Here is a 22,973-nt window from a genome sequence, read left to right as displayed (position 1 = left end):
CAGGCTCCTACAACAGAAATACAGAAAAAAGATATTGGAACAAATCCATGACAGAAATCCGCAAACTGCCCACAGACAAACTCTACATCAACGGTGAATGGCGCGACTCCAAGGGCGGCAACCTGCACCCGGTGATCAACCCAGCCACCGAAGAAGTCCTGTGCGAGGTCATCCAGGGTACCCTCGACGATGTGGACGACGCCGTGGCCGCGGCGAAAGCCGCCTTTAAGGAATGGCGCCACACCCGCGCCGCCAAACGCCAGGCGTTGATGCACGCCATTGCCGACGGCATGGAAGCGCGCAAGCAGGATCTGATCGCTGCCGTTTCCCTGGCCCTGGGCTGCCCGCCACACATCACCGAGTGGCTGCATGTCGACGGCCCGATCTACGCCATGCGCTACTACGCCGACCGTGCGGCGGTAATGGAAGAAACGGAAAAGGCCGGCCATTCACTGGTACTGAAAGAGCCGGTGGGCGTGTGCGGCTTCATCACACCCTGGAACTACCCTCTGCACCAGTTTGTTGGCAAGGTGGCACCGGCACTGGCCGCGGGTTGCACCATGATCCAGAAGCCGTCGGAAATCACACCGCTGCAGGATTACGTGATGGCGGAAATCATCGACGCCGCCGGCGTGCCCGCCGGGGTCTTCAACCTGGTGCCCGGTGCCGGCCCGATTGTGGGGGCGGCGCTGTCCAGCCATGTGGATATCGACATGGTCTCGTTCACCGGCTCCACCCGCGCCGGCATCGAGGTGGCCCGCGCGGCGGCGCCCACGGTCAAGCGCGTAACCCAGGAGCTCGGTGGCAAGTCGCCGTTCATCATCACCCCGGACGCCGATCTGGAAGCGGCAGTGCGCTGGGGCTGCGAGGACGTGTTCATCAACAGTGGCCAGACCTGCACCGCGCTGACCCGCATGCTGGTACCGGCGGAGCGCTACGAGGAAGCCGTGGCCATTGCGCAAAAGGTGGCCGAAGAAATCGCCATGGGCACCGGCGCCGACGACTTTATGGGCCCGCTGTCTTCCGCGCGCCAGCGCGAGATCGTGCGCGGCTACATCGACAAAGGGGTGAAGGAAGGCGCGCGCCTGGTGGCCGGCGGCAGCCAAGCACCGGAAGGCTGCCAGCGGGGTTTCTATGTCAGCCCCACGGTGTTTGCGGATGTGAACAACGATATGGCCATTGCCCGCGAGGAGATCTTCGGCCCGGTAACCTGCATGATTCCATACAAGGATCTGGACGAGGCCATTGCCATCGCCAACGACACCCAGTACGGCCTCTCCAGTGGCGTGTGGGCGAAAGACGCCGAGGCGGCGATGCCCATCGTGCGTCGACTGGAGGCGGGGCTCTGCTTCGTCAACGGCGCCGAGTTCAATTACGACGCTCCCTTCGGCGGCGTGAAGCGTTCCGGCAATGGGCGCGAATTCGGCAATGCCGGACTGGACGAGTTTATTGAACTGAAATCCGTGCAGCTTCCCGCATAAAAAACTGCCGCGCTGCCTTTATGGGCGGCGCGGTTGACTGGCCGTTTTCCCCTCGCTATCTTTGCCCGCGACATCAAGAGAGTGGCTGACGCCAACGCCAACCTGCCTACCGGGGCAAGGTGGTTTCTCTTCACGGAATGCGCCTTTTGGGTGCAGCTGTGCAGGGGATGGGGCTCTTGCTGGCAACCGAGAAATTCGGCCCAGCTGTGCAATCCAACCGGATGCGGTTTGTCTGCGGACGAATCGCCGCTTCCGCCGTCAGCCCTCCAGACAATTTATTTGGAGGGAACATGTCCGAATTCACGCTATCCACCACCGACGTTATCGAAATCCAGATTGCCCCCCAGCGCAGCCGCACGGCAGTCCGGGCAGTCAAACGCAGCGATCGACAACTGCTGTGGCAATTGCTGTTCGACTCGACGGAAGACGCGCTGGCCTTTGCCACCCATTGCCGCGCCAGCGACGCACCAGTCACGGCCCACAAAGCCTGTGAACTGGCCGTGTGACCACTAGACTTGTGCCACGAGACACACGTCTACCTTACATAGCCCTATAGACTCAGGGAGCCAATAACAACGCCATGTCAAAGCCCGAGCACTTCTTCCAGCACCTGCGCGACGAACTGAAACAGATTGAGGCCGATGGCCTCTATAAGCGCGAGCGCATCATCACCTCGCAGCAGAGTGCTGAGATCCAGGTCAACAACGACACCCAGGTGCTGAACTTCTGCGCCAACAATTACCTCGGGCTCGCCAACCACCCGGAGCTGATCCAGGCGGCCAAAGAGGGCCTCGACCAGTACGGCTTTGGCATGGCGTCCGTGCGTTTTATCTGCGGCACCCAGGATATTCACAAGGCGCTGGAATTTCAGCTGTCTGAATTCCTGCAGACCGAAGACACGATTCTTTACACCTCGTGCTTCGATGCCAACGGCGGTCTGTTCGAGACACTACTGGGCGCGGAGGACGCGGTCATTTCCGACGCGTTGAACCACGCTTCCATCATCGACGGTGTACGCCTGTGTAAGGCCAAGCGCTTCCGCTACGCCAACAACGATATGGCGGACCTGGAAGAACAGCTGAAAGCCGCCGATGCCGCCGGCGCAAGAACCAAACTCATCGCCACCGACGGCGTGTTTTCCATGGACGGCGTGATTGCCAACCTCAAGGGCATCTGCGATCTGGCCGACAAATACAACGCGCTGGTAATGGTGGACGACTCCCACGCAGTGGGCTTCCTCGGCGAACACGGCCGCGGCACCCACGAGTACTGCGATGTGATCGAACGCGTCGACATTATTACCGGCACCCTGGGCAAGGCCTTGGGCGGTGCCTCCGGCGGTTTTACCTCCGGCCGCAAGGAAATTATCGAGCTGCTGCGCCAGCGCTCGCGCCCTTACCTGTTCTCCAATTCCGTGGCGCCGGCCATCGTCACCGCGTCACTGAAAGTGCTGGATATGCTGATCGAAGGCGGCGAGTTGCGCACACAACTGCAGGAAAATTCGGCCTATTTCCGCAAGCGTATGAGCGAAGCGGGCTTCACCCTCGCCGGCGCTGACCACGCGATCATTCCGGTGATGATCGGCGACGCGGCACTCGCGCAGAAGATGGCAGATCGCATGCTGGAAAAAGGGATTTATGTGGTGGGCTTCTTCTACCCGGTAGTGCCAAAAGGTCAGGCCCGTATCCGCACCCAGATGTCTGCCGCGCACACCCGCGAGCAACTGGACCGCTGTATTGATGCGTTTATCGAAGTCGGCAAAGAGCTGGAAATTATTTAAGTCGTTTTATGAAAGCACTATCCAAACTTCATTCAAAGCCCGGCATCTGGATGACCGATGTCGAAATTCCGGAGCCCGGTCACAACGACCTGCTCATCAAGATCCGCAAGACCGCCATCTGCGGCACTGACATGCACATCTACCACTGGGACGAGTGGTCGCAGAAGACCATTCCGGTACCCATGGTAGTGGGCCACGAATACGTGGGCGAAGTGGTGGGCATGGGCCAGGAAGTGGCCGGATTCAAAGTAGGCGATAGAGTGAGTGGCGAGGGCCACATCACCTGCGGCCACTGCCGCAACTGCCGCGCCGGCCGCCGCCACCTGTGCCGCAATACCTACGGTGTGGGCGTAAACCGTCAGGGTTCATTTGCCGAGTATCTGGTAATCCCGGCACTGAACGCATTCAAGATCCCGGATAATATCTCCGATGAGCTGGCTTCCATCTTCGATCCGTTTGGTAACGCGGTGCACACCGCGCTGTCATTTGATCTGGTCGGCGAAGATGTGCTGATCACCGGTGCCGGTCCCATCGGCATCATGGCTGCAGCGGTCGCGCGCCATGTGGGTGCGCGCCATGTGGTGATCACCGACATCAACGATTACCGCCTGGATCTGGCAAAAAAGATGGGCGCGACGCGCACCGTGAACGTGGCTCGGGAACATCTCAAAGATGTGATGAAAGACATCGGCATGACCGAGGGGTTCGACGTCGGCCTGGAGATGTCCGGTGTTGCTGTGGCCTTCCGCGATATGCTGTCGGCTATGAATCACGGCGGCAAGATCGCGATGTTGGGAATCCCTCCCGGCGAGATGGCAATCGACTGGAGCCAGGTTATTTTCAAAGGCCTGATCCTTAAAGGTATCTACGGCCGCGAGATGTTCGAGACCTGGTACAAAATGGCAAGCCTGATCCAGTCCGGCCTCGACCTTTCGCCCATCATCACCCATCAGTTCCCGGTGGATGACTTCCAGAAAGGGTTTGAGACCATGGGATCTGGGGAATCCGGAAAAGTGATACTGAACTGGGCCTGAGCCGAGCTGGCGGAGCCTCGCTCCGCCAGCTCAATACCCTTAGAGACCCGGCACGAGCATCACACCTATCCCCAGCATTTGCACTCGCGTTGAATAGTCGATCAGACTCTCGCCGTAACCGTCAAAGTATTTCACCACCCCGCGCACACGTGGCGCAATGGGAAATCCCCAGGACAGCTCCACAGCGCCAAAATTTTCTGATTTCAGGTTGTTGCGCAACATGATCGACGAAGTATACCCGCCGGCACTGTACCCACCTGTGACCTCAAAGTTACCGAAATAGGTACCAAATTCACTGCTGCGCCCGACTTCGCGATCAACCGAAATTAGGTACCAGGGCTTGAGATTGAGAAAGTAACGGCCTTTTTCAAAGGTAAAATCCGCATAAATCCGGTTCCATCCGCGCGAGTATATATCGCCACGGCCGTTGGACTGATGGCTGATTCCCATCCGCATGGGAATGTTTCGAAAGCCGAAAGCCTCCCAATCACCGACCCATGTCGCCAACAGTTCCACCTCGTGATTGATTTCCCGAAAGGGGGAGGAGGGTGCATACGCCTGCCAGAAACTCCGATTGGTGTAGGCAAAACTGAGAAACGAGTTCTCCCCCCAAAACCCGCTAAATACGGGCAACTGTAGCGAGAGCTGGAACTGCATTTCCGAGGGTTTCAAGCCTCGCACACTGTAGCGAGCCGCCGCTATCGAACTGTCTTCCTCCGGGAAATGGCGATAGGCCACAGGCAGCAGGTAATTCGCCCGGTAACCGATCAGTGAAAATGGATTGTCGATAGCTTGGCGAATTGCCTGTATGCGTTCGCTGTGATAGGGCTCGGGCGCGCTGTTTGCCTGGGCGTCTTCCGCTCGCGACCGTTTGGGCGCCGTTGCGTCGCCCTCTCCCTCGGTGATCGTCAACTCCTGCAACGACTCGTTAACGACACACTCACCTGCGCCATCTGCGGTCGCCCCCGAGGGTGTCGGGAAGGATGGATGTTCCTCGCTGCCAAGGCAGGCAAGGGAGGTCAGCGCAAAAACTCCCAGTACTGCCAATCTTCCCCTCAAATACAACAAAGCGGTTCCTCCCTGACATCAACTACCAGAGAAGCGTAGTTGTAGCGGAACAATTTCGCAGTCTGGGCGAGAAACCGCCGCCACTATTATTATTCGCCAGCTAATCCTGGCCGTTGGTGCATTTGTATTTCATCCGCCGGACTTGTATCTTCCGCCAAAAATTTGGCTCGCACGCCATTCTCGCCCGCACCCAAAAAGGCTTCACTGCATGCAACCGATCTCAACTTTGCGCTGCCTGGTATTGTCACTGTGCTTCTTGCTCTCACCACCACTGAGTGCCGCCGCGATCACTTGGGAAGGCACCCAAAAGTCCCTGCTGGATGCCAAATATGAAATTGCCGCGGTTGGCGGCGGCATTACCTACCTGGGCGTCAAGGAATGGAACTGGGGCAGCTCCTCATTCCGGTTCAACGATGAGGGCTGGTTTGGCATGGACACGGGGAGCGGCGGCATGGACAAACTCGGGCATATGTACTCGTCCTACCTGATCGCCGAGGCCATCGGCAATGGCCTTTCCCGCGAGAATGAACCGGAATTCGCGGCAACGTACAGCGCGCTCTGGGCCAGCAGCCTGATGCTCTACGTCGAGATGTTCGACGGATACTCCGCCGATCACGGCTTTTCTTACGAAGACGTCATTTTCAACACTACCGGTATTGCCCTGTCCTACCTGAGAACACGCAACCCGGAGCTGAAGAACCTGCTCGATTATCGCCTGGATTACCGTCCCTCAAAGGGAATGAAGGGTTTCCATCCGGTCACCGATTACAGTGGCATGCGCTATTTACTGGCGGTAAAAGCAGCCGGGATACCCGCACTACAGGACACGCCGTTCAAATACCTGGAGCTCAACCTCGGCTATATGGCCCAGGGATTCAAGGCTGAGGATGCGCCGTATTTTCCCGAGCGAAGCACTGAGTTCTTCGTGGGCATTGGGTTCAATCTGGACGAACTGCTGTTCAAACCTTTGGCGGGGCATCTGGGCAGAGTTGGAAAATATGCCTCCACCGTTTCCCACTACTACCAGCCGCGCGGAAGCTATATTAAAACAACGCTGCATGAACGCACTGACGAGTAATCAATAGCACCCAAAATACTGCGAGGGCCAACAATGCTCAGAGTCATCGGTGTACTCCTCTTTGCCCTGCTGCTGTTGGCCATAGCAGCCCACCTGTTCTATTCCCGCAAAGCCGGAGAAGAAGAAACCAGTTACCAGCAAACAATTCCCGCCTACCACTTTGCACAACCCCTTAGGGCTCGAGCTTCCGAATCAGGCGTGTACTCGTAGTTCCCTGCACCAACAGCGAAAACAGCACCACCCCAAATACCATTGCCTGTACCATTTCCCAGTACGGCAAATCCACCGGTAGCGACAGCACCAGTGCCGCCGCGATCACCCCGCGCAAACCGCCCCAGCTCAGAATCAATCGCCAGTTCTTTGTGATCGGCGGCCCCACAAAGCGCGCCATTGGTGCCACCAAAAACACAGCCAACCCGCGGGCGCCAATCGCCGCCACAATGGCAACAATCATCGCCAGCCAGTGATTAACAAACATATCGACTGTAATCACCAGTCCCATCATCACAAAGATCAGCGCATGGAACAGCAGCCCCAACCATTCCCAGGTCGGTGCCGCGTGGGCAAGGTAGGTTTGCTCCTGCTCGCGCAGACAAGCTCGGGCGACAATCGCGCAGATCATTACCGAGAGAATACCGGACACACCCACCACGTGTTCCGCCAGGTAAAAGCTGCCAAAGGCCGCCAACACCAGCACCACCAGTGCAGCACCGGCGGAGCGGAGAAACAGGATGGTAATGGCGGTCAACAAGCCGCAGATGGTACCGACCGCGAGCCCACCGAAGAAAACCACGGCAAAATACAGCGCGAAACTGCCCGCGCCCGCGATTTCTTCGCCTGTGGCAACAGCACCTTCCATGGCACTGTGACTGGCGATACCCAACACAAAGGAAAACAGCACAATCGCCGCCGCATCGTTGAACAGGCTTTCTCCTTCGAGCAAGGTAAGCAGTTCGTTATTGGCGCCGGTCTTGCGCAGGCGGGCAACAATCGCGGCGGGGTCAGTGGCGGCGAGGATGGTGCCGGTGAGCAGTGCGGCGATCCATGGAAAACCACCCGACTGCACGACCCCGAAATACACCAGCACTGCAGTAATCAACGCGCAGATCAGTACGCCCACCGTGGCCAGCAGCAGTGCCGGCGCGAGCCAGCGGAACAAAGCATCCGGATCGATCTTCCAGGCGGACTGGAAAATCAGCACCGGCAGTATGATGAAAAACACCAACTGGTGGATGTTCTCTGCGCGCAGGCCGGTGTTGTAATCAAAAACCGGCAACAGCATTCCGGCGAGCACGCCCGCAATCAGGCAGCCGAGGGTATCGTCGCGTTTCAGCAGACGCGCAATACCAAGGCCCGCGACGGCGGCAAGCGCCATATACAGCCCTTGCCCGACCAGTGTGGTGACGCCTTCCATGGTGCTCTCCCTGTTTCTCTTCAGCTCATCAATTCATACTGCGGTCGCTGGCGATCACGGATTTGGGTTTTATCTCGGGTACCAGATCGTTCAGCGGCACGGGCACGCCGCGCTCGTTGATCACCTCCACGTGGGCGCGGCGCAGCAGGCGCGGTTCCGGCACGCCGCAGGAATGGGCAATGGTGCCGACCTCGTATTCCATATTGCGCGCGTAGTGATACACGCGCTCCGCTTTGTCCATCGGATCCAGCCCTTGCTGCAGATCCGGGTTGTGGGTGGTGACGCCGGTAGGGCAGGTATTTTTGTTGCACTGCATTGCCTGGATGCAGCCGAGAGCGAACATAAAACCGCGCCCGCAGTTTACGAAATCCGCCCCCATCGCCAGCGCCCAGGCGACCATGGAAGGGGTGAGCAGCTTGCCGGCACAGATAACCTTCACCCGCTCGCGCAGCCCGTACTGTTCGAGCAAATCCACCACCAGCGGCAGGCTGCGACTCAGCGGCAGGCCCATGTAATCCATCAGACTCTGGGGGGCGGCACCGCTGCCGCCATCGGCGCTGTCGATATTGATGAAATCCGGCGCGGATTCGATACCGCGCTGCTGGATAGCCGCACACAAATCGTGCAGCCAGTCGCTGACGCCGATAACGCACTTGAAGCCGACCGGTTTGCCGGTGACGTCGCGGATATGATTGATCATATCCAGCAACCCATCCACGTCGCGGATTTCCGGATGGCCATTGGGGCTGATGGAATCCATGCCAACGGGAATACCACGCACATGGGCAATCTCCGGCGTGACCTTGATACCGGGCAGGATGCCGCCCTTGCCGGGTTTGGCGCCCTGGGACAGTTTCAACTCGAACATTTTCACCTGCTCGTGGGCCGCCACCTCTCGCAGTTTGTCGTCCGACAGGTTGCCCTCCGCATCCCGCACCCCGTATTTGGCAGTGCCGATCTGGAACACGATGTCGCAACCTCCGGCCAGATGATGCGAGGAAAGGCCCCCTTCCCCCGTGTTCATCCAGATGCCGGCCTTGGCTGCCCCCTTCGACAGCGCCGTCACCGCGGGCACCGACAGAGCACCAAAGCTCATGCCGGAAATATTGAAAATCGACCTTGTAGTGTAGGGCTTGCGTGCCACGCCTTCCCCCAGAGTCACTTCCCGCGGCGGTACTGCGTCCTTGCTCAGGGTCGGAAACGGGTGATTAAGGAAGACGATATCACCGGGCTGATTGAGCGGCCTGGTGGAACCGAACGCGAGGGTGGAATCCACATTTTTCGCCGCGCGGTAAACCCAGTTGCGCTGGGCGCGGTTGAACGGCATCTCCTCGCGATCCAGCGCGTAGAAGTACTGGCGAAAAAACTCGCCGAGATGCTCGAACTGGTAGCGGAAGCGACCCAGTACCGGGAAGTTGCGCCGGATCGCCTGCTTGGTCTGGCTCACATCCGACAGGTACAGGTACACCACGTACAGCACCAGCACCACTAACCCGAAGGCGAACAGCATTGCAAACAGCTGCAACACCTTGACCGCAAAGCCGTAAATCGCGGCCACTGCCTGAAGATCCATTCCCTGACCCCTGCTCTGATTGTTGATAGGTCGATAGCCAAAACTGCCCAGTCATTGTAAGTGTTGTCCGCGCCGGTTGCACCGTCCGGCACGCGGCAATAAACTGTATACACATACAGTACCCAGAAGAGCATCAGCGTGGCCAACGACTCCCCCAGCAACCCCACCCGCTTGCACAAGGGCCGCGGCGCCGTCAGCAATCTGGCCGGGCGCTTTGTGGACCAGGTCAGCAGCCGCGAGAGCGATGGCTGGGCGCTGGAGCTGGAACCGCTTGAGCGGATTGAAACCGTGGCCATAGAGGAAAAGGCGAAATCCATTATCGCCACCAACAGCTCCCCGGATATTCCTTTCACCCAGTCGATTAATGCGTACCGGGGTTGTGAGCATGGTTGCGTATACTGCTACGCCCGCCCCGCCCACGCCTATATGGACCTATCGCCGGGGCTCGATTTCGAGACACGGTTGTTTTACAAACCCAATGCGGCAGAGCTACTGGAACAGGCGCTGCGCAAGAAGGGCTACCAGTGCAGTCCCATCGCCATGGGCACCAATACCGACCCCTACCAGCCGCTGGAAAAAGACAAGCAGATCACCCGCCAGATACTGGAAACCCTGCAGCGCCACCGCCATCCTCTGACCATCGTCACCAAGAGCCAATTGATTGTGCGCGACCTGCCGATCCTGGCAGAGATGGCCCGGGACAACCTGGTGCATGTAGCCATCAGTGTAACCACGCTGGATAACGACCTGAAACGCAGACTGGAACCGCGCACCGCGGGGCCGGCCGCGCGCCTGCGCACCATCGAGGCACTGAGCGGCGCAGGGGTTCCCACCGCAGTGATGGCAGCGCCGATGATCCCGGCGCTCAACGATTCGGAGCTGGAAAATATCTTGACCAGCGCCAGCGAAGCCGGCGCCATCCAGGCCGCCTACATTCTGCTGCGGCTGCCGTTTGAAGTGGCGCCGCTGTTCAGGCAATGGCTGGCGGAGCACTATCCGCAGCGAGCCGCGCATGTCATGAGTCTGGTGCAGCAAAGCCGCGGGGGAAAAGACAACCAAAGCGAATTTGGCGAGCGCCAGCGCGGCACCGGCGTATTCGCCCAACTACTGCGACAACGTTTCAAGGTGCACTGCCGCAAGCTGGGCCTGAATGAAAGGAAACTGGCACTGGACTCCAGCCGCTTTACCCTGCCGCCGCGCGCCGGAGATCAGCAGAGTCTGTTCTAGGGTTCACATCGAGCGCTGGTCTATCCGCTTGCGGAATTCCTCGGCACTTTCCTTGCGCTCGGAGTAACGGTCTACCAGATAGTCCGAGCGATCCCGCAGCAACAGGGTGAACTTCACCAGCTCCTCCATCACATCCACCACGCGGTCGTACAGGGATGACGGCTTCATACGGTCGTTGTCGTCAAACTCCAACCACGCCTTGGGAATAGACGACTGGTTAGGAATGGTGACCATCCGCATCCAGCGTCCCAACACCCGCATCTGGTTTACGGCGTTGAACGATTGCGAACCACCACTGACCTGCATCACTGCCAGGGTCTTGCCCTGGGTGGGACGGATACTCTGCATCGCCAGCGGGATCCAGTCGATCTGCGCTTTCATAATGCCGGTCATGGCGCCGTGGCGCTCCGGGCTGCACCACACCATGCCATCGCACCACTGTGCCAGCGCGCGCAGCTCCTGAACCTTCGGATGGTCTTCCTCCGCATCGTCTGGCAGCGGCAATCCGGAGGGGTTGAAGGTGCGGGTTTCCGCACCAAAGAATTCCAGAATACGCGCGGCCTCTTCCGTGGCCAGGCGGCTGAAAGAGCGCGGCCGCAGAGAGCCGTAAAGCAACAGGATTTTCACGGGCGCCGGTGAGCGCTCAACAGAAAACAGCTTCGTCTCGTCGATCGGTTGCAGACAGTCGGCGTCAATGTTCGGCATATCGTTCAGGGGCACAACTCACTCCTCAAAGTAGTGGCGGGTTCGATTGGCAAAGGCCACCAGGCTCAACATAACCGGTACTTCCACCAGCACCCCCACCACGGTTGCCAGTGCGGCACCGGAATTGAGGCCGAACAGGGAGATGGCCACCGCCACCGCCAGTTCGAAAAAATTGGAGGTGGCGATCATGCAGCCCGGTGCGGCGATATTGTGCGGCAGTTTCATGGCGCGTGCCGCGCCGTAGGAGATCGCAAAAATCCCGTAGGTCTGGATCAGCAGTGGAATCGCGATCAGCACAATGGCCAGCGGTTGGGAGAGAATGGTCTCCGCCTGGAAGCCGAACAGCAGCACCACGGTCGCCAGCAGGCCGGCAATGGAAATCGGTTTTACAGTTTCGAGGAAATGGTTCAGACGCGAGTGATCCGCTCGAGAATCCAGTGCGCGGCGGGTCAGGATGCCGGCAATCAGCGGGATCACCACATACAGCACGACCGACAGCAGCAGGGTATCCCAGGGCACGGTCACATCGCTGACCCCAAGCAGAAATGCGGCCAGGGGGGCGAAGGCAAAAATCATGATGACGTCGTTCACCGACACCTGCACCAGGGTGTAATTGGCATCGCCGCGGGTCAGCTGGCTCCACACAAACACCATCGCGGTACAGGGCGCCACGCCGAGCAGGATCATACCGGCGATGTATTCCGTTGCCGTCTGCGGGTCCACCAGGTCGGCGAAAATCACCCGGAAAAACAACCAACCCAGGGCCGCCATGGTGAAGGGTTTGATCAGCCAGTTCATCACCAGCGTGAGCAACAGCCCTTTGGGTTTTTTGCCGATATCGCGAATGGAACTGAAGTCCACCTGCACCATCATCGGGTAGATCATCAACCAGATGAAGATCGCTACCGGAATATTTACGCGGGCCACTTCCAGCGCGGCGAACCAGTGGAAGAGTGCGGGAAATTGGGTGCCGAGCAAAACGCCCGCGACGATACACAGTGCCACCCAGACCGAGAGATACCGTTCAAACAGACCCACGATCAGTTGACCTCGGCGATGCTGACAAGTGCATTTCGCAACTCTTCGCGCGACAGGTTCTTCTCCTGCAGGGACAACAGGCCCTGCACGCGGTGCTCAATGGTTTCCATCACACGGTAGAACGCCTCGCGAATATCTTCTTCGCTGCCCTCCAGTTTCGAGGGGTCCGGCAGCCCCCAGTGCACCTTGAGGGTATCGCCAAACCACACCGGGCAGCTTTCATTGGCGGCACTGTCACACACGGTGACCACCACATCCGGCTGATTCTGTTCGAAGGCGTCCCAGGATTTGCTCTCGAGCCCCGCGGTATCTATGCCTTTCTCCCTGAGATAGCGGATCGACAGTGGGTGCACTTCGCCACTGGGCTGGCTGCCGGCACTGCAGGCCTTAATGCGCCCCTGCGCGAGATGATTGGTGATCGCTTCACTCAGGATGCTGCGGCAGCGATTGTGGGTGCAGATATACAGAATGTTCATTGATCCATTTCCTTGGGATTGTTCAGCAACAAACGGGGCGATCGGCCATGGCCTTGAGGCTGCTCCGCAGTGCCGATAAGCGACCGGCTTCAGCAGTGGTCGCGGTATCGATTACGCTGCTCGCCCAGCCCGGCAGCGACGGGTGAATGTTGTAGTAAACCCACTGGCCGCGACGGGTGTCCTGCAGCAGGCCGCAGTTGCGCAGTTGCGCCAGATGCCGGGAGATTTTCGGCTGGGATTCCCCCAGCGCCGCCATCAGTTCGCACACGCACAGCTCCCCCTCCGCTTGCATCAGCAGTACCAGCCGCAGACGGGTCTCGTCCGCCAGACATTTGAACAATTGCACCGGAGTCATCACAGTTCCTCACAATGGTGGTGCCAGGTTGCGGGCATTATATATGGATATTCGAATATGTAAATTTACCGAGACACAATAAGCAACCGCGGGCTGATACAATGCGCCGTCACAGCGATTACTCCACGAGTGGTAGAAAGTGTCTGACTGGTTTGTTTATCTGATCCGCACCCGCGCCGGCAGCCTGTATACCGGCATCACCCGGGACGTGGCGCGCCGCTTTGGGGAGCACAGCAACGGCGGTCCCAAGGCCGCCAAAGCACTGCGCGGGCGCGGCCCACTGACGCTGGAATTTCAGCAGGCGGTGGCGGACAAGTCGCAGGCGCTGAAGCTGGAATTACAGATCAAGAAATGGCCCAAGGCGCGCAAGGAAGCGTTGATTGCAGGCTACATTGCGCTTCCCCCTGCGCCACCTGCTCCCGAATCGGCGTAAGCGGGTTCGCGGAGGGAACGCCCGATGGCGAGCCCGGCGCGGCAGCGCAAAACCAATGATCGCATCACCAAATGCCAGCGCCGCCGCGGGATTCCGACATAAAACCGGGAGCCGCCCTATCTGACCGAACCAGGGGAAAATAATAAATTCAGCGGGGTGATCACCGGGCTTCCGCTGATACAATGCGCGCCACCGCAATACCTCGACTAAGGAATCCCATGGAACTCACCCTCACCCTGCTTCTGGTGTTGTTTGCCGTTGCCATGTTCGCGGGCTGGGTGGATACCCTCGCGGGCGGGGGCGGATTGCTGACCCTGCCGGCACTGCTGCTCGCCGGCGTGCCGCCGGTCACCGCACTCGCCACCAACAAAAGCCAGGCGGTGATTGGCACCCTGACAGCCACCACCACGTTGTTCGCCAAGGGTCACCTGCGCGAGCGCGCGCTGCTGCTGCCGGTTGTCACCGCAGCACTCGGTGCAGCGCTGGGCACCTGGCTGATCCAACGTGTCGATACGAGCTGGTTAAGCTGGGTAATTCCGGTTCTGCTGCTTTGCGTGGCGCTTTATGTATGGCTGACACCAAACATGGGCAGCAATGAAAGCCATCCCCGCCAGAGTGAAACCCAGTGGGCACTCACCTGTGCCCCAGCGGTGGGATTTTACGACGGTGCCTTCGGGCCCGGCACCGGTACCTTCTTTGCCGCCACCGGTGTCGCCTTTCGCGGCCAGACTCTGCTCGCAGCCACCATCCGCGCCAAGCTGTTCAACCTCACCACCAATGTGGTCTCTGTTGCACTGTTTGCCGCCGGTGGCAAGGTGATCTGGACCATCGGCGCAACCATGATGGCGGGCCAGATGATCGGAGCCATTATCGGCAGTCACACCATGCTGGCGGGCGGCACCCGGCTGATCCGCCCGCTGGTCATCGCCATGTGTGTGCTGATGTCATTGAGCCAGATTGCCCAACACCTGGGGCTGCTGCAGCTTGCCTAGTGGCCGAACCGCATTCGGAACGTGAGAATCGCCTCAGGCACAGTCCTTTTTCTGGTGGTATTCTTGCGCGCACGAACGCAAACATTCTGAATCTTTATGTACTACTCACTGGGCGACTTGTTCTGGCTGTTCCTGCTGATCCTGGCAGCCTGGTATTTCTGGGCCGGCATGGCCGCCAAAGACCGGGTGCGTCGTATCGTCAAGGCGCACTGCGCCGAGTCAGGTGTCCAGTTGCTGGACGACACCGTAATGCTGGTACGCACGCGCCTGAAGCGCGATAAAACCGGCCAGGTCCGGCTGCTGCGCCAGTATGAATTCGAATTCACCTCCACCGGCGAACGCCGCTACAGCGGTATCGCCGTGCTGCACGGGCAACGGGTCAACCAGATTCAGCTATCGCCCTTCCACCTCGCGTGAAATCCCCTGAGGACTCCCATGCAAAAAGGCATCTACCGTCACTACAAAGGCAATCTCTACCACTTGATGGAAATCGCCACCCACAGTGAAACCGGGGAACAATTGGCCATTTACCGCGCTCTGTATGATGAGTTCGGCGTGTGGGCGCGCCCGCTGGCAATGTTTTCGGAAACTATTGAAAAAAACGGTACGAGCATTCCGCGCTTTGCGCTGGAGAAAGCGCTCGACTGACCGCCCCCACAGCCCATTCCACCTCAGAACAAACACGGTCCCGCGACCACACAATAAGGACAACAGGTGAACAATAAGCAGATCCTGATTTACGGAGCGTACGGCTATACCGGCGAGCTGATTGCCCGCAAGGCGGTGGCCAGGGGCCTGAAACCCATTCTGTCGGGCCGCAGCGCCGTCAAGCTGCAACCGCTGGCCAACGAACTGGGGCTATCCGCCATTGCCGTCGGTCTCGACGATGAAGAGGTACTGGCGCGAACCCTGAAGGATGTGGCGGTGGTCATCCACTGCGCCGGCCCCTTCTCCGCCACCGCCGAGCCGATGATGCGCGCGTGCATCAAAAGCGGTACCCACTATCAGGACATCACCGGCGAGATGGCGGTATACCAGCAGGCGCACGCAATGGATGCCGAGGCAAAGGCCGCAGGCGTGGTGCTGTGCCCCGGCACCGGCTTCGATGTAATCCCCACCGACTGCCTGGCGGCGGCGTTGCGCAAGGCCATGACCAGTGCCACTCACCTGACCCTGGGGTTCGATTCCGATTCCGGCCTGAGCCCGGGTACGGCCAAAACCTCCATCGAGAGCCTGGGTGTGGGCGGTGCGGTGCGCCGCAACGGCAAGATCGAAGTAATACCCCACGGCGGGCTGACCCGCACAATCAACTTTGGCCGCGGCGAAAAGTTTGCCGTTGCCATTCCCTGGGGCGATGTGGCCACGGCCTACTACTCCACCGAGATTCCGAATATCGAGGTGTACGTCCCCATGAGCCCGCGGCGCGCGAAGAAGATGCAGCGACTCAACAGATTCCGCTGGCTGCTGCGCATGCAGTGGGTACAGAAGTGGCTAAAAAGCAAGGTAGACAAGAACGTGCAGGGGCCAACCGAGAATCAGCGCGCCGAGCAGAAAACCTGGGTGTGGGGCGAGGTGCGCAACGACCGCCGCGGCGAGCGCCGCGTGGGTCGCGTGGTCACTGCCAATGGCTACGATGTGACCGTGCACGGCTCGCTGGCAGTAATGGAGTTTCTGTTGGATTACGAGGGGAAAGGCGGTTACTTCACGCCCTCGAAACTCTGCGGTCACCAGCTGGTGGAAAAACTGCCGGGCTCCGGCGCCATCAAGATCGGGATCGACTGATTTACCCGCCGACGACCCACACCCTGTAGGAGCCTGCCTCGCAGGCGAAAAGCTACGGAGCCTGAACCTTCGCCTGCAAGGCAGGCTCCTACAAGTCCTTACGAAACACCCGAATTAATACCCGCCATCCCGAGCAGATTTCACGGATCTGACATATTTCGGTCAAGTCCGCGCAATATTGGCTTCGTACTTTTACCCCATGCGAAGCCTACCTATCACACTGAAAACGGTCGATGTCTCCCTGGTTCTGCGCATGGCGCAGCGAGCGACGCGACCGACATCGCGCAGGAATTACCTGCTGCTGTCCCGGTCTGCCGATGGCTGGCTGTATCTGCTGTCGCCGCTGGCCATTCTGCTGATCGACACGGTGATGGCACTGCAGTTTCTCTACACCTGCGGCGCCGCCTTCGCCATTGAGCGCTCGCTCTACTGGACCATCAAGAACACCACCAAGCGCAACCGCCCGCCGGAAACCATTCCGGGGCTGCGCTCCATCATCATCGCCAATGACCGTTTCAGTCTGCCGTCCGGCCACACCTCTGGCGCCTTCCTGTTTGTGACCATGCTCAGCCAGTGCCTGAACCCGCTGTGGGCGCTGGGTTACTTCTGGGCGGCGGGTGTGGGTACCTCACGGGTGGGGCTCGGCGTGCACTTCCCCACCGACGTGTGCGCCGGCGCGTTGCTCGGCACCTGCGTGGGCTTTGCGGTCAGCGGCGCGCTGCTGTAAGCGGCCAACGGAACATTTCCTTCCCCCTGCTCAAACGGAGAAGCACCTTGAAAATACTCTACGGCGTTCAGGGCACCGGCAACGGCCACATCACTCGCGCGCGCGCCATGGCAGAGGCCTTCCGCCAGTTCCCGGATGTGAGCGTCCAGTGGCTGTTCAGCGGTCGCCCGCCGGAGAAGCTGTTTGCCATGGAAGCGTTCGGCGAGTATTGGTGGCGAGAGGGACTCACCTTTGTGCACCAAGAGGGAAAGATCAACCAGATCGCCACCGCCAGACAATTGAATGTCAGCCGCCTGCTGAAAGATATCCGCGAACTACCGGTGCAGGACTTCGACCTGGTGATCAGCGATTTCGAACCGGTCACCGCCTGGGCTGCGAAAAAACGTAAACATCCGAGCCTGGGCCTCGGCCACCAGTACGCGTTCAACTTCGCGATCCCCACCCCGCGCTTTGGCTGGACGGCCCGCGCCATCATGAAAATGTTCGCCCCGGTGCAGATGAGTCTCGGCATGCACTGGCACCACTTCGGCCACCCGATTCTGCCGCCAATCGCCGAACCGCACGGGCAGAGCGGGTTGGAACAACTGGATCACGTGCTGGTATACCTGCCGTTCGAGCATGCGGAACCGCTATTGCACCAGCTGGCGCAACTGCCCCATTCCTTTATCGTCTACGGCCTGCCGACAGCGCTGCCGGCGGCGGACAATATCGTGTTGAAAGCACCCTCCGTGGAGGGCTTCCGCCGTGACGTGGCCACTTCCCGCGCGGTGATCTGCAACTCAGGCTTCGAGCTGATTGCGGAAACTCTCACACTCGGCAAGCCGATCCTCTCCCGCCCGCTCAAAGGGCAGTTCGAGCAGGAGGCTAATGCTATGGCCCTGCAAAAACTGCAGCTGGCAACCGTGGTGGATCAGATGGATGCGGTCACCATCGGCAAGTGGCTGCAGGGCCAGCCGCGCGGTGTGCACATCGACTGGCCGGACGTGGCGGCCACTCTGGTGCAGTGGATTGCCGATGGCCGCAGTGAAAGCCCGCAACAGCTGTCCTCCCGTCTGTGGGCGGGGGTGGCGCCCGACCGCACCGGTACCCGCAGGAAAACCACCCCGGAAACCCGACCCGCGCCACCGGTGCAGGACATCGACGGAATCAAGGGCAGCGAAGGTACCTGACAAGCGCCGCACTCCATTTCAGACTGGCTTTTCAGGGATGGTCACTGATTTCCAATAGATCAGTGACCATTACCTGAAATGTCATTGCCCGCTCTCTTCCCACTGCCTACCCTGATCCGCTTCCTATAACACCAGAAGCGGAGTGGTTATGAGCGAGCAGTATCTGAAAGACCGGGATATCGAGTTCCTGCTGTACGAATTTCTCGATACCGAGGCACTGCTGCAGCGCCCCCGCTACGCCGAGCATTCCCGGGAGGTGTTCAACGCGACCCTCGACACCGCCAGAACCATCGCGGAAAAATACTTCGCCGACCACTACACCAAGGGCGACGCTTGCGAACCCACGTTCGACGGTGAAACCGTCACCCTGATCGAAGAAACCCACAAAGCCTGGCACGCGTTCGCCGAGGCCGGTTTCCTCGCCGCCCACTACGATTTCGACGAGGGCGGCATGCAACTGCCGGAAGTCATCCTCCGCTCCGCCATGGCCTACATCAACGCCGCCAATGTGGGCACCGCCGCCTACCCGTTTCTCACCCTGGGCGCGGCAAACCTGGTGCGCAGTTTTGCCAGCGAAGACCTCAAAAATACCTACCTGCCGCCAATGATGGACGGCCGCTACGCCGGCACCATGGCACTGACCGAACCGGACCAGGGCTCGGCGCTCGCGGACATTCGCACCACCGCCACGCCAGCGGAAGATGGCAGCTACCGCCTGCGCGGACAGAAAATGTTTATCTCCGGCGGCGACCAGTCCATCACCGAAAATATCGTGCACATGGTATTGGCACGCATCAAGGACGCGCCGCCCGGGGTCAAAGGCATTTCCCTGTTTCTGGTGCCAAAATTTATTCCAGCGACCGACGGCGCAGCACCGATCCGCAACGATGTGCAGCTCGCCGGCCTGCTGCACAAGATGGGGTACCGCAACACTACGTCCACCGTGCTGAGCTTCGGCGAAAGCAGCGGCGCCGTCGGATACCTGGTGGGAGAACCGCACAAGGGCCTCAGCTACATGTTCCAGCTGATGAACGAAGCCCGCATCGGCGTCGGCACCGGTGCGGCAGTGCTCGGCTACCGCGGTTACCAGCACGCCTTGCAGTACGCAAAAGAGCGCCCGCAGGGGCGCCTGCCTTCCAACCGCGATCCGCAGTCGAAACAGGTCCCCATCATCCAGCATGCGGATGTGCGGCGCATGTTGCTGATGCAGAAAAGCTATGTGGAAGGCGGCCTCGCTCTCTGCCTCTACGCGTCTTCACTGTTCGAAGATGCCCACAGCGCGGAAACCGAAAATGAGCGGCAGCAGGCCGCGGAACTGCTGGACCTGCTCACCCCCATCGTCAAATCCTGGCCGTCGAAATACTGCCTGAAAGCCAATGACCTGGCGATTCAGGTACTCGGCGGCTCTGGCTATATTCGCGAATACCCCCTCGAACAGCTCTACCGCGACAACCGCCTGAACCCGATTCATGAGGGCACCGAGGGTATTCAGGCCATGGACCTGCTGGGGCGCAAAGTGCCCGCAAAAGGATTGGCCGGTTACCAACTTCTCGCTGGAGAAATCGGCAAAACCCTCGCCGCCTGTGGCGACAGTGACGAACTGAACGCACTGGCGCAACGTCTCGGCGACGGCCTCGCCCGGCTCAGCGGCACAACCGAAAGTTTACTGGGACAGATGGCAGCGGACGCCGACCTGGGGCTCGCCAACGCCGCACTCTATCTCGACGCCTTCGGCCGCGTGGTGGTGAGCTGGATCTGGCTGCGCCAGGCGCTGATCGCATCGCGCCGACTGAACACAGACCTCAGTGAGGACGAAGAGAATTTCTACCGCGGAAAGCTGCAGGCCGCGCGCTTCTATATCGAATGGGAATTACCGGAGATAGAACCGCAGCTGACACTGCTGGAAGCCGGCAACCGCGTGCCGTTTGAGATGCAGCGGGACTGGTTCTGAGCCAGCCTCCGCAAAAAAAGCCATTAAAAAAGGGACTGAAATTTCAGTCCCTTTTTTATTGATGGAAACACTCTGGCGAAGACCTACAGATTAGCGATTTCGATCATCATCGCCGTATACATTTTCAGGTTCAGGCGCAGCTGATCCACGGTGATAAACTCGTGCTCAGAGTGGCCGGTGTAGGCTTTGCCCGGCATCGACGGGCCAAAGCTGACCGCATTCGGCAGCAGCTTGGCATTGGTGGAACCGCCAATCGATACCGGGCCCGCATCTTTGATACCGGTGAAATGACGGAACACCTTCAATAGCGGTTCCACCTGCGGCGCATCGTCCGCGCGGTAGGGTTCACCGAGATGCACACCCACTTCCGCCATCCGGATTCCGGTCTGTTTCTGCCAGTTATCGAGGGCACTGCGGATCTGCTTGTCCAGGAGTTCTGCGCTCTTACCGGTGGGACGGCGCAGGTTCAAGTGGCTGGTCAGCCCTTTGTCATCCGCCTTCACCATGGTCAGGGCACCGGTCATCGGTCCCATAAAGTCATCGCGGTAGGCAATATCGCCGAACTGCTCGGCGACAATACCGGTGCCGATCAGGTCGTTGATATAGCGCACCATGGCGCCGGCGGCATTGGCCGGCCAATCGTAGCTACCCAGCGCATCCGCCAGGAAAGCAATGGCATTGATGCCGTGTTCCGGCTCGGAACTGTGAGTCGCCACACCGCGGGCGGTGATTTGCAGCACGCCGTCGTTTTGCGCGAACTCGAACTTCACCTGCGGATGTGCCGCTGCGCGCGCGCGGATCGCCTTCTCCAATTCCGCGGTCGGGTTGACGATACGGGCATGGGCCTCGTCCGGTACCTGGCTGCGGAAATAGCCACCGTGGAAATCGCTCAGGTAGGGTTTGTTGTTGTCCGCCACCGGGGTGTCGGCAAAGGTAGTGCGCACTTCACTCCAACCCTTCTCCGCGGTCACCACCGGGTAATTGGCATCGATGGTGATGTTGTAGGCGGGCATATCGTAATCTTTCAGGAAGGCCTCCAGCGGACCCCAGTCGGATTCCTCACCCAGGTAGACAATCAGCTCCACGCGCCGATGCATCGGCACGCCCTTGTCCTTGATCGCTTTCATCGCAAAGAGGGCGGTGGCAATAGGGCCCTTGTCGTCCTCGCTGCCGCGGGCGATCAGCTTGCCGGGCTCGCTGGTGCGATCCAGCTCAAACGGGCTTTTCTTCCACTTGGCCGGGTTGGCCGGCTGCACATCGCCGTGGGTGACGATACCGATTTTCTCCTCACCCTGGCCCAGCGCCACGATCACCACGTAGCCGTGGTCCTCGCACTCAAGCCCCAGGTCCCTGGCGGTACCGCACAAGGTGCTTTTGAAACCGGTAAATTCGGGGTTCTTTTCCAGCGGCAGGTCTTCCCGCGCCACGGTCTTGAATTTCACCAGTTCGGCGAGGGTATCGGTCATCGCCGTCTCGTAGCGCTTTACCGCATAGTCTGCGGTGTTCTGCGCTTCCGGCGAAACATTCGCCACCGCAACCAGCGGACTGAGCAACAGCGGAGCTGTAATCCGCGCAACTTTGGATCGGAATTTCACAGGGTACTCCAGGAGTCGGGAAAAGGCGCATTGTACCTCCCGAGCGCTGCCAGATCCTGCACAACGCGGTGCGGCGATCGGCCGCTGCGACCTACCGAAAGACAGAACCCGAACGCAGAGAAGGCTGTACCCTGCAACCTTACAACGACTGCCGCACCTGCTCCCGCTTCAGGTGTGCAACCGCCTCCTCCATGGTGGCCACCCAGTAGCGCTCCGGGTGTGCCGCCAAGTGTTCCACCAGCGCCTTGTGTGCCTCGGACGATACGGTGATGTAGTCGCCGCCCACGCCGTGGAACATAAAGCCCACCAGACTGTGGTTTTCCCGCGCGGCTTCCACCACGGCAATCAGTTCTTCCGCATTTTTTTCCGCGCCGTCGAAGGACGCTATGCGGTAAAAATCGCGGTCACTGATTTTGTGCTGGCCATCGTCGGAGAACAGCCGCGCTGCGGGTACAAGCTTTTTCAATTCGGGGATCACATCTTCACCACCGGCGGTCATGTCGCCACAGGGATAGGCGAAGGTGCGCTGTTTCCTGCCGTCGATGGCTTCGAGCATGCTGTTGGTGGCCAGCACCTCGTCCACGAACTGTTCCAGGGTGTAGTTATCCAGGTCCTGCCAGGGTTTTACCCAGCTGCGGTTGGAGAGGGACTTGCGGCACGGGTGGTAGAGCATGTGATTGCCCAGTTCATGCCCGCGCTGGGCGGCGCGGCGCCATTCGTGCAGGCGCATGCGGATGGATGGGCGAGCGCCGCTTAAATAAAACGTGCCGGGCAGTTTGTGTTCGTTCAGCTGGGGGATGGCGACATCCAGATGGGAGTCCAGTGCGTCGTCGTAGGTGAGCACCACCGCCACTTCCGCGCCGCCCGGCCAGGGGGATTTGGTTTCTGCGGCGGAGGGTGTGGTGGCGACGGCTGCCAGCATCACGGCCAGTGCCGGCAGCGCGCTTTTGGAGAATTTCCTGAATGGTTGTAAAAACATAAAACATCCTTTTTATTTTTTGAGTTATCTCAGAAATGCCATTCGCGTCACCCCCACGAGCGCGGGGTCCAGCCTCTGGATTCCCGCATGCGCGGGAATGACGAGGTAGAGAGATG

23 protein-coding genes and 1 riboswitch are annotated in these 22,973 nt (G+C 59.7%); of the genes, 14 read left to right on the top strand and 9 right to left on the bottom strand.

What is annotated here, in order from left to right; all coding sequences use genetic code 11:
* Positions 1 to 47: 47 nt before the first annotated feature.
* From GNX18_RS01970 to tdh, 4 genes are all read left to right on the top strand, one after another.
* Entirely contained in the window at positions 48 to 1,481 is a 1,434-nt protein-coding gene (locus GNX18_RS01970) for an aldehyde dehydrogenase family protein (protein WP_166215113.1), read from the top strand.
* Positions 1,482 to 1,546: 65 nt separating this feature from the next.
* Positions 1,547 to 1,681, top strand: a riboswitch (SAM-I-IV-variant riboswitch).
* Positions 1,682 to 1,771: 90 nt separating this feature from the next.
* Positions 1,772 to 1,987: a hypothetical protein gene (locus GNX18_RS01965; protein ID WP_138236468.1), complete on the top strand. Its 216-nt coding sequence runs from the start codon at positions 1,772 to 1,774 to the stop codon at positions 1,985 to 1,987.
* Positions 1,988 to 2,061: 74 nt separating this feature from the next.
* Positions 2,062 to 3,261 carry a glycine C-acetyltransferase gene (locus GNX18_RS01960; protein ID WP_166215111.1) on the top strand — a complete coding sequence of 400 codons (1,200 nt, stop codon included), beginning with the start codon at positions 2,062 to 2,064 and terminating at the stop codon, positions 3,259 to 3,261.
* 8 nt (positions 3,262 to 3,269) lie between these two features.
* Entirely contained in the window at positions 3,270 to 4,295 is a 1,026-nt protein-coding gene (gene tdh, locus GNX18_RS01955) for an L-threonine 3-dehydrogenase (RefSeq protein WP_138236466.1), read from the top strand.
* A gap of 39 nt (positions 4,296 to 4,334) precedes the next feature.
* Here the strand turns inward: tdh and GNX18_RS01950 are convergent, their stop codons facing one another.
* The gene (locus tag GNX18_RS01950) at positions 4,335 to 5,342 is read right to left on the bottom strand and encodes a phospholipase A (protein WP_166215110.1); all 1,008 of its coding nucleotides are present in this window, start codon (positions 5,340 to 5,342) and stop codon (positions 4,335 to 4,337) included.
* A gap of 229 nt (positions 5,343 to 5,571) precedes the next feature.
* Between GNX18_RS01950 and GNX18_RS01945 the strand changes: the two genes are divergently transcribed.
* The gene (locus tag GNX18_RS01945; RefSeq protein ID WP_138236464.1) at positions 5,572 to 6,441 is read left to right on the top strand and encodes a DUF2279 domain-containing protein; all 870 of its coding nucleotides are present in this window, start codon (positions 5,572 to 5,574) and stop codon (positions 6,439 to 6,441) included.
* Between the two features lie 172 nt (positions 6,442 to 6,613).
* Here GNX18_RS01945 and GNX18_RS01940 read toward each other — a convergent pair whose 3' ends face one another.
* Both GNX18_RS01940 and GNX18_RS01935 read right to left on the bottom strand, forming a co-directional pair.
* Positions 6,614 to 7,855 (bottom strand): sodium:proton antiporter, encoded by a 1,242-nt coding sequence (locus GNX18_RS01940; protein ID WP_138236463.1) that lies wholly within the window; start codon positions 7,853 to 7,855, stop codon positions 6,614 to 6,616.
* A 28-nt stretch (positions 7,856 to 7,883) separates the two neighbouring features.
* Positions 7,884 to 9,428, bottom strand: coding sequence for an FMN-binding glutamate synthase family protein (locus GNX18_RS01935; protein WP_166215108.1), 1,545 nt, complete (start codon positions 9,426 to 9,428; stop codon positions 7,884 to 7,886).
* Between the two features lie 138 nt (positions 9,429 to 9,566).
* Between GNX18_RS01935 and GNX18_RS01930 the strand changes: the two genes are divergently transcribed.
* Positions 9,567 to 10,655, top strand: a complete 1,089-nt coding sequence (locus GNX18_RS01930; protein WP_166215106.1) for a PA0069 family radical SAM protein — start codon at positions 9,567 to 9,569, stop codon at positions 10,653 to 10,655.
* 3 nt (positions 10,656 to 10,658) lie between these two features.
* On the opposite strand, the gene arsH is transcribed toward GNX18_RS01930, so the two are convergent.
* Genes arsH through GNX18_RS01910 form a run of 4 tightly spaced genes read right to left on the bottom strand, consistent with a single transcriptional unit; the run spans position 10,659 to position 13,229 of the window.
* Complete coding sequence (gene arsH, locus GNX18_RS01925) at positions 10,659 to 11,360, bottom strand: arsenical resistance protein ArsH (RefSeq protein WP_166220287.1); 702 nt, start codon at positions 11,358 to 11,360, stop codon at positions 10,659 to 10,661.
* An 18-nt stretch (positions 11,361 to 11,378) separates the two neighbouring features.
* Positions 11,379 to 12,398 (bottom strand): ACR3 family arsenite efflux transporter, encoded by a 1,020-nt coding sequence (arsB, locus tag GNX18_RS01920; RefSeq protein ID WP_138236460.1) that lies wholly within the window; start codon positions 12,396 to 12,398, stop codon positions 11,379 to 11,381.
* A 2-nt stretch (positions 12,399 to 12,400) separates the two neighbouring features.
* Positions 12,401 to 12,874, bottom strand: a complete 474-nt coding sequence (locus tag GNX18_RS01915) for an arsenate reductase ArsC (RefSeq protein WP_166215105.1) — start codon at positions 12,872 to 12,874, stop codon at positions 12,401 to 12,403.
* A 22-nt stretch (positions 12,875 to 12,896) separates the two neighbouring features.
* Positions 12,897 to 13,229 (bottom strand): metalloregulator ArsR/SmtB family transcription factor, encoded by a 333-nt coding sequence (locus GNX18_RS01910; RefSeq protein ID WP_166215103.1) that lies wholly within the window; start codon positions 13,227 to 13,229, stop codon positions 12,897 to 12,899.
* A gap of 139 nt (positions 13,230 to 13,368) precedes the next feature.
* On the opposite strand from GNX18_RS01910, the gene GNX18_RS01905 reads away from it, so the two are divergent.
* From GNX18_RS01905 to GNX18_RS01870, 8 genes are all read left to right on the top strand, one after another.
* Entirely contained in the window at positions 13,369 to 13,662 is a 294-nt protein-coding gene (locus GNX18_RS01905) for a GIY-YIG nuclease family protein (protein WP_166215101.1), read from the top strand.
* Between the two features lie 218 nt (positions 13,663 to 13,880).
* Positions 13,881 to 14,654 (top strand): TSUP family transporter, encoded by a 774-nt coding sequence (locus GNX18_RS01900; RefSeq protein WP_138236456.1) that lies wholly within the window; start codon positions 13,881 to 13,883, stop codon positions 14,652 to 14,654.
* A 96-nt stretch (positions 14,655 to 14,750) separates the two neighbouring features.
* Positions 14,751 to 15,071, top strand: a complete 321-nt coding sequence (locus tag GNX18_RS01895; RefSeq protein ID WP_138236455.1) for a DUF3301 domain-containing protein — start codon at positions 14,751 to 14,753, stop codon at positions 15,069 to 15,071.
* A gap of 18 nt (positions 15,072 to 15,089) precedes the next feature.
* On the top strand, positions 15,090 to 15,302 hold the full coding sequence (locus GNX18_RS01890) for a DUF1653 domain-containing protein (RefSeq protein ID WP_205828036.1): 213 nt from the start codon (positions 15,090 to 15,092) through the stop codon (positions 15,300 to 15,302).
* A gap of 66 nt (positions 15,303 to 15,368) precedes the next feature.
* Positions 15,369 to 16,436 carry a trans-acting enoyl reductase family protein gene (locus GNX18_RS01885; protein ID WP_166215099.1) on the top strand — a complete coding sequence of 356 codons (1,068 nt, stop codon included), beginning with the start codon at positions 15,369 to 15,371 and terminating at the stop codon, positions 16,434 to 16,436.
* Between the two features lie 199 nt (positions 16,437 to 16,635).
* On the top strand, positions 16,636 to 17,163 hold the full coding sequence (locus tag GNX18_RS01880; RefSeq protein ID WP_138236452.1) for a phosphatase PAP2 family protein: 528 nt from the start codon (positions 16,636 to 16,638) through the stop codon (positions 17,161 to 17,163).
* Positions 17,164 to 17,210: 47 nt separating this feature from the next.
* Complete coding sequence (locus GNX18_RS01875) at positions 17,211 to 18,332, top strand: MJ1255/VC2487 family glycosyltransferase (RefSeq protein ID WP_166215097.1); 1,122 nt, start codon at positions 17,211 to 17,213, stop codon at positions 18,330 to 18,332.
* A 148-nt stretch (positions 18,333 to 18,480) separates the two neighbouring features.
* Positions 18,481 to 20,283, top strand: a complete 1,803-nt coding sequence (locus tag GNX18_RS01870; RefSeq protein ID WP_166215095.1) for an acyl-CoA dehydrogenase — start codon at positions 18,481 to 18,483, stop codon at positions 20,281 to 20,283.
* Between the two features lie 83 nt (positions 20,284 to 20,366).
* Here GNX18_RS01870 and GNX18_RS01865 read toward each other — a convergent pair whose 3' ends face one another.
* Positions 20,367 to 21,956 carry a dipeptidase gene (locus tag GNX18_RS01865; protein ID WP_256367385.1) on the bottom strand — a complete coding sequence of 530 codons (1,590 nt, stop codon included), beginning with the start codon at positions 21,954 to 21,956 and terminating at the stop codon, positions 20,367 to 20,369.
* A gap of 61 nt (positions 21,957 to 22,017) precedes the next feature.
* The gene (locus tag GNX18_RS01860) at positions 22,018 to 22,857 is read right to left on the bottom strand and encodes a polysaccharide deacetylase family protein (RefSeq protein ID WP_166215093.1); all 840 of its coding nucleotides are present in this window, start codon (positions 22,855 to 22,857) and stop codon (positions 22,018 to 22,020) included.
* Positions 22,858 to 22,973: the final 116 nt, after the last annotated feature.

It is taken from the genome of Microbulbifer sp. SH-1, from assembly GCF_011326135.1.
GTDB lineage: Bacteria > Pseudomonadota > Gammaproteobacteria > Pseudomonadales > Cellvibrionaceae > Microbulbifer > Microbulbifer harenosus.
The sequence above is the reverse complement of the archived record's forward strand: the minus strand, read 5'-3'. Positions and strand labels throughout refer to the sequence as shown.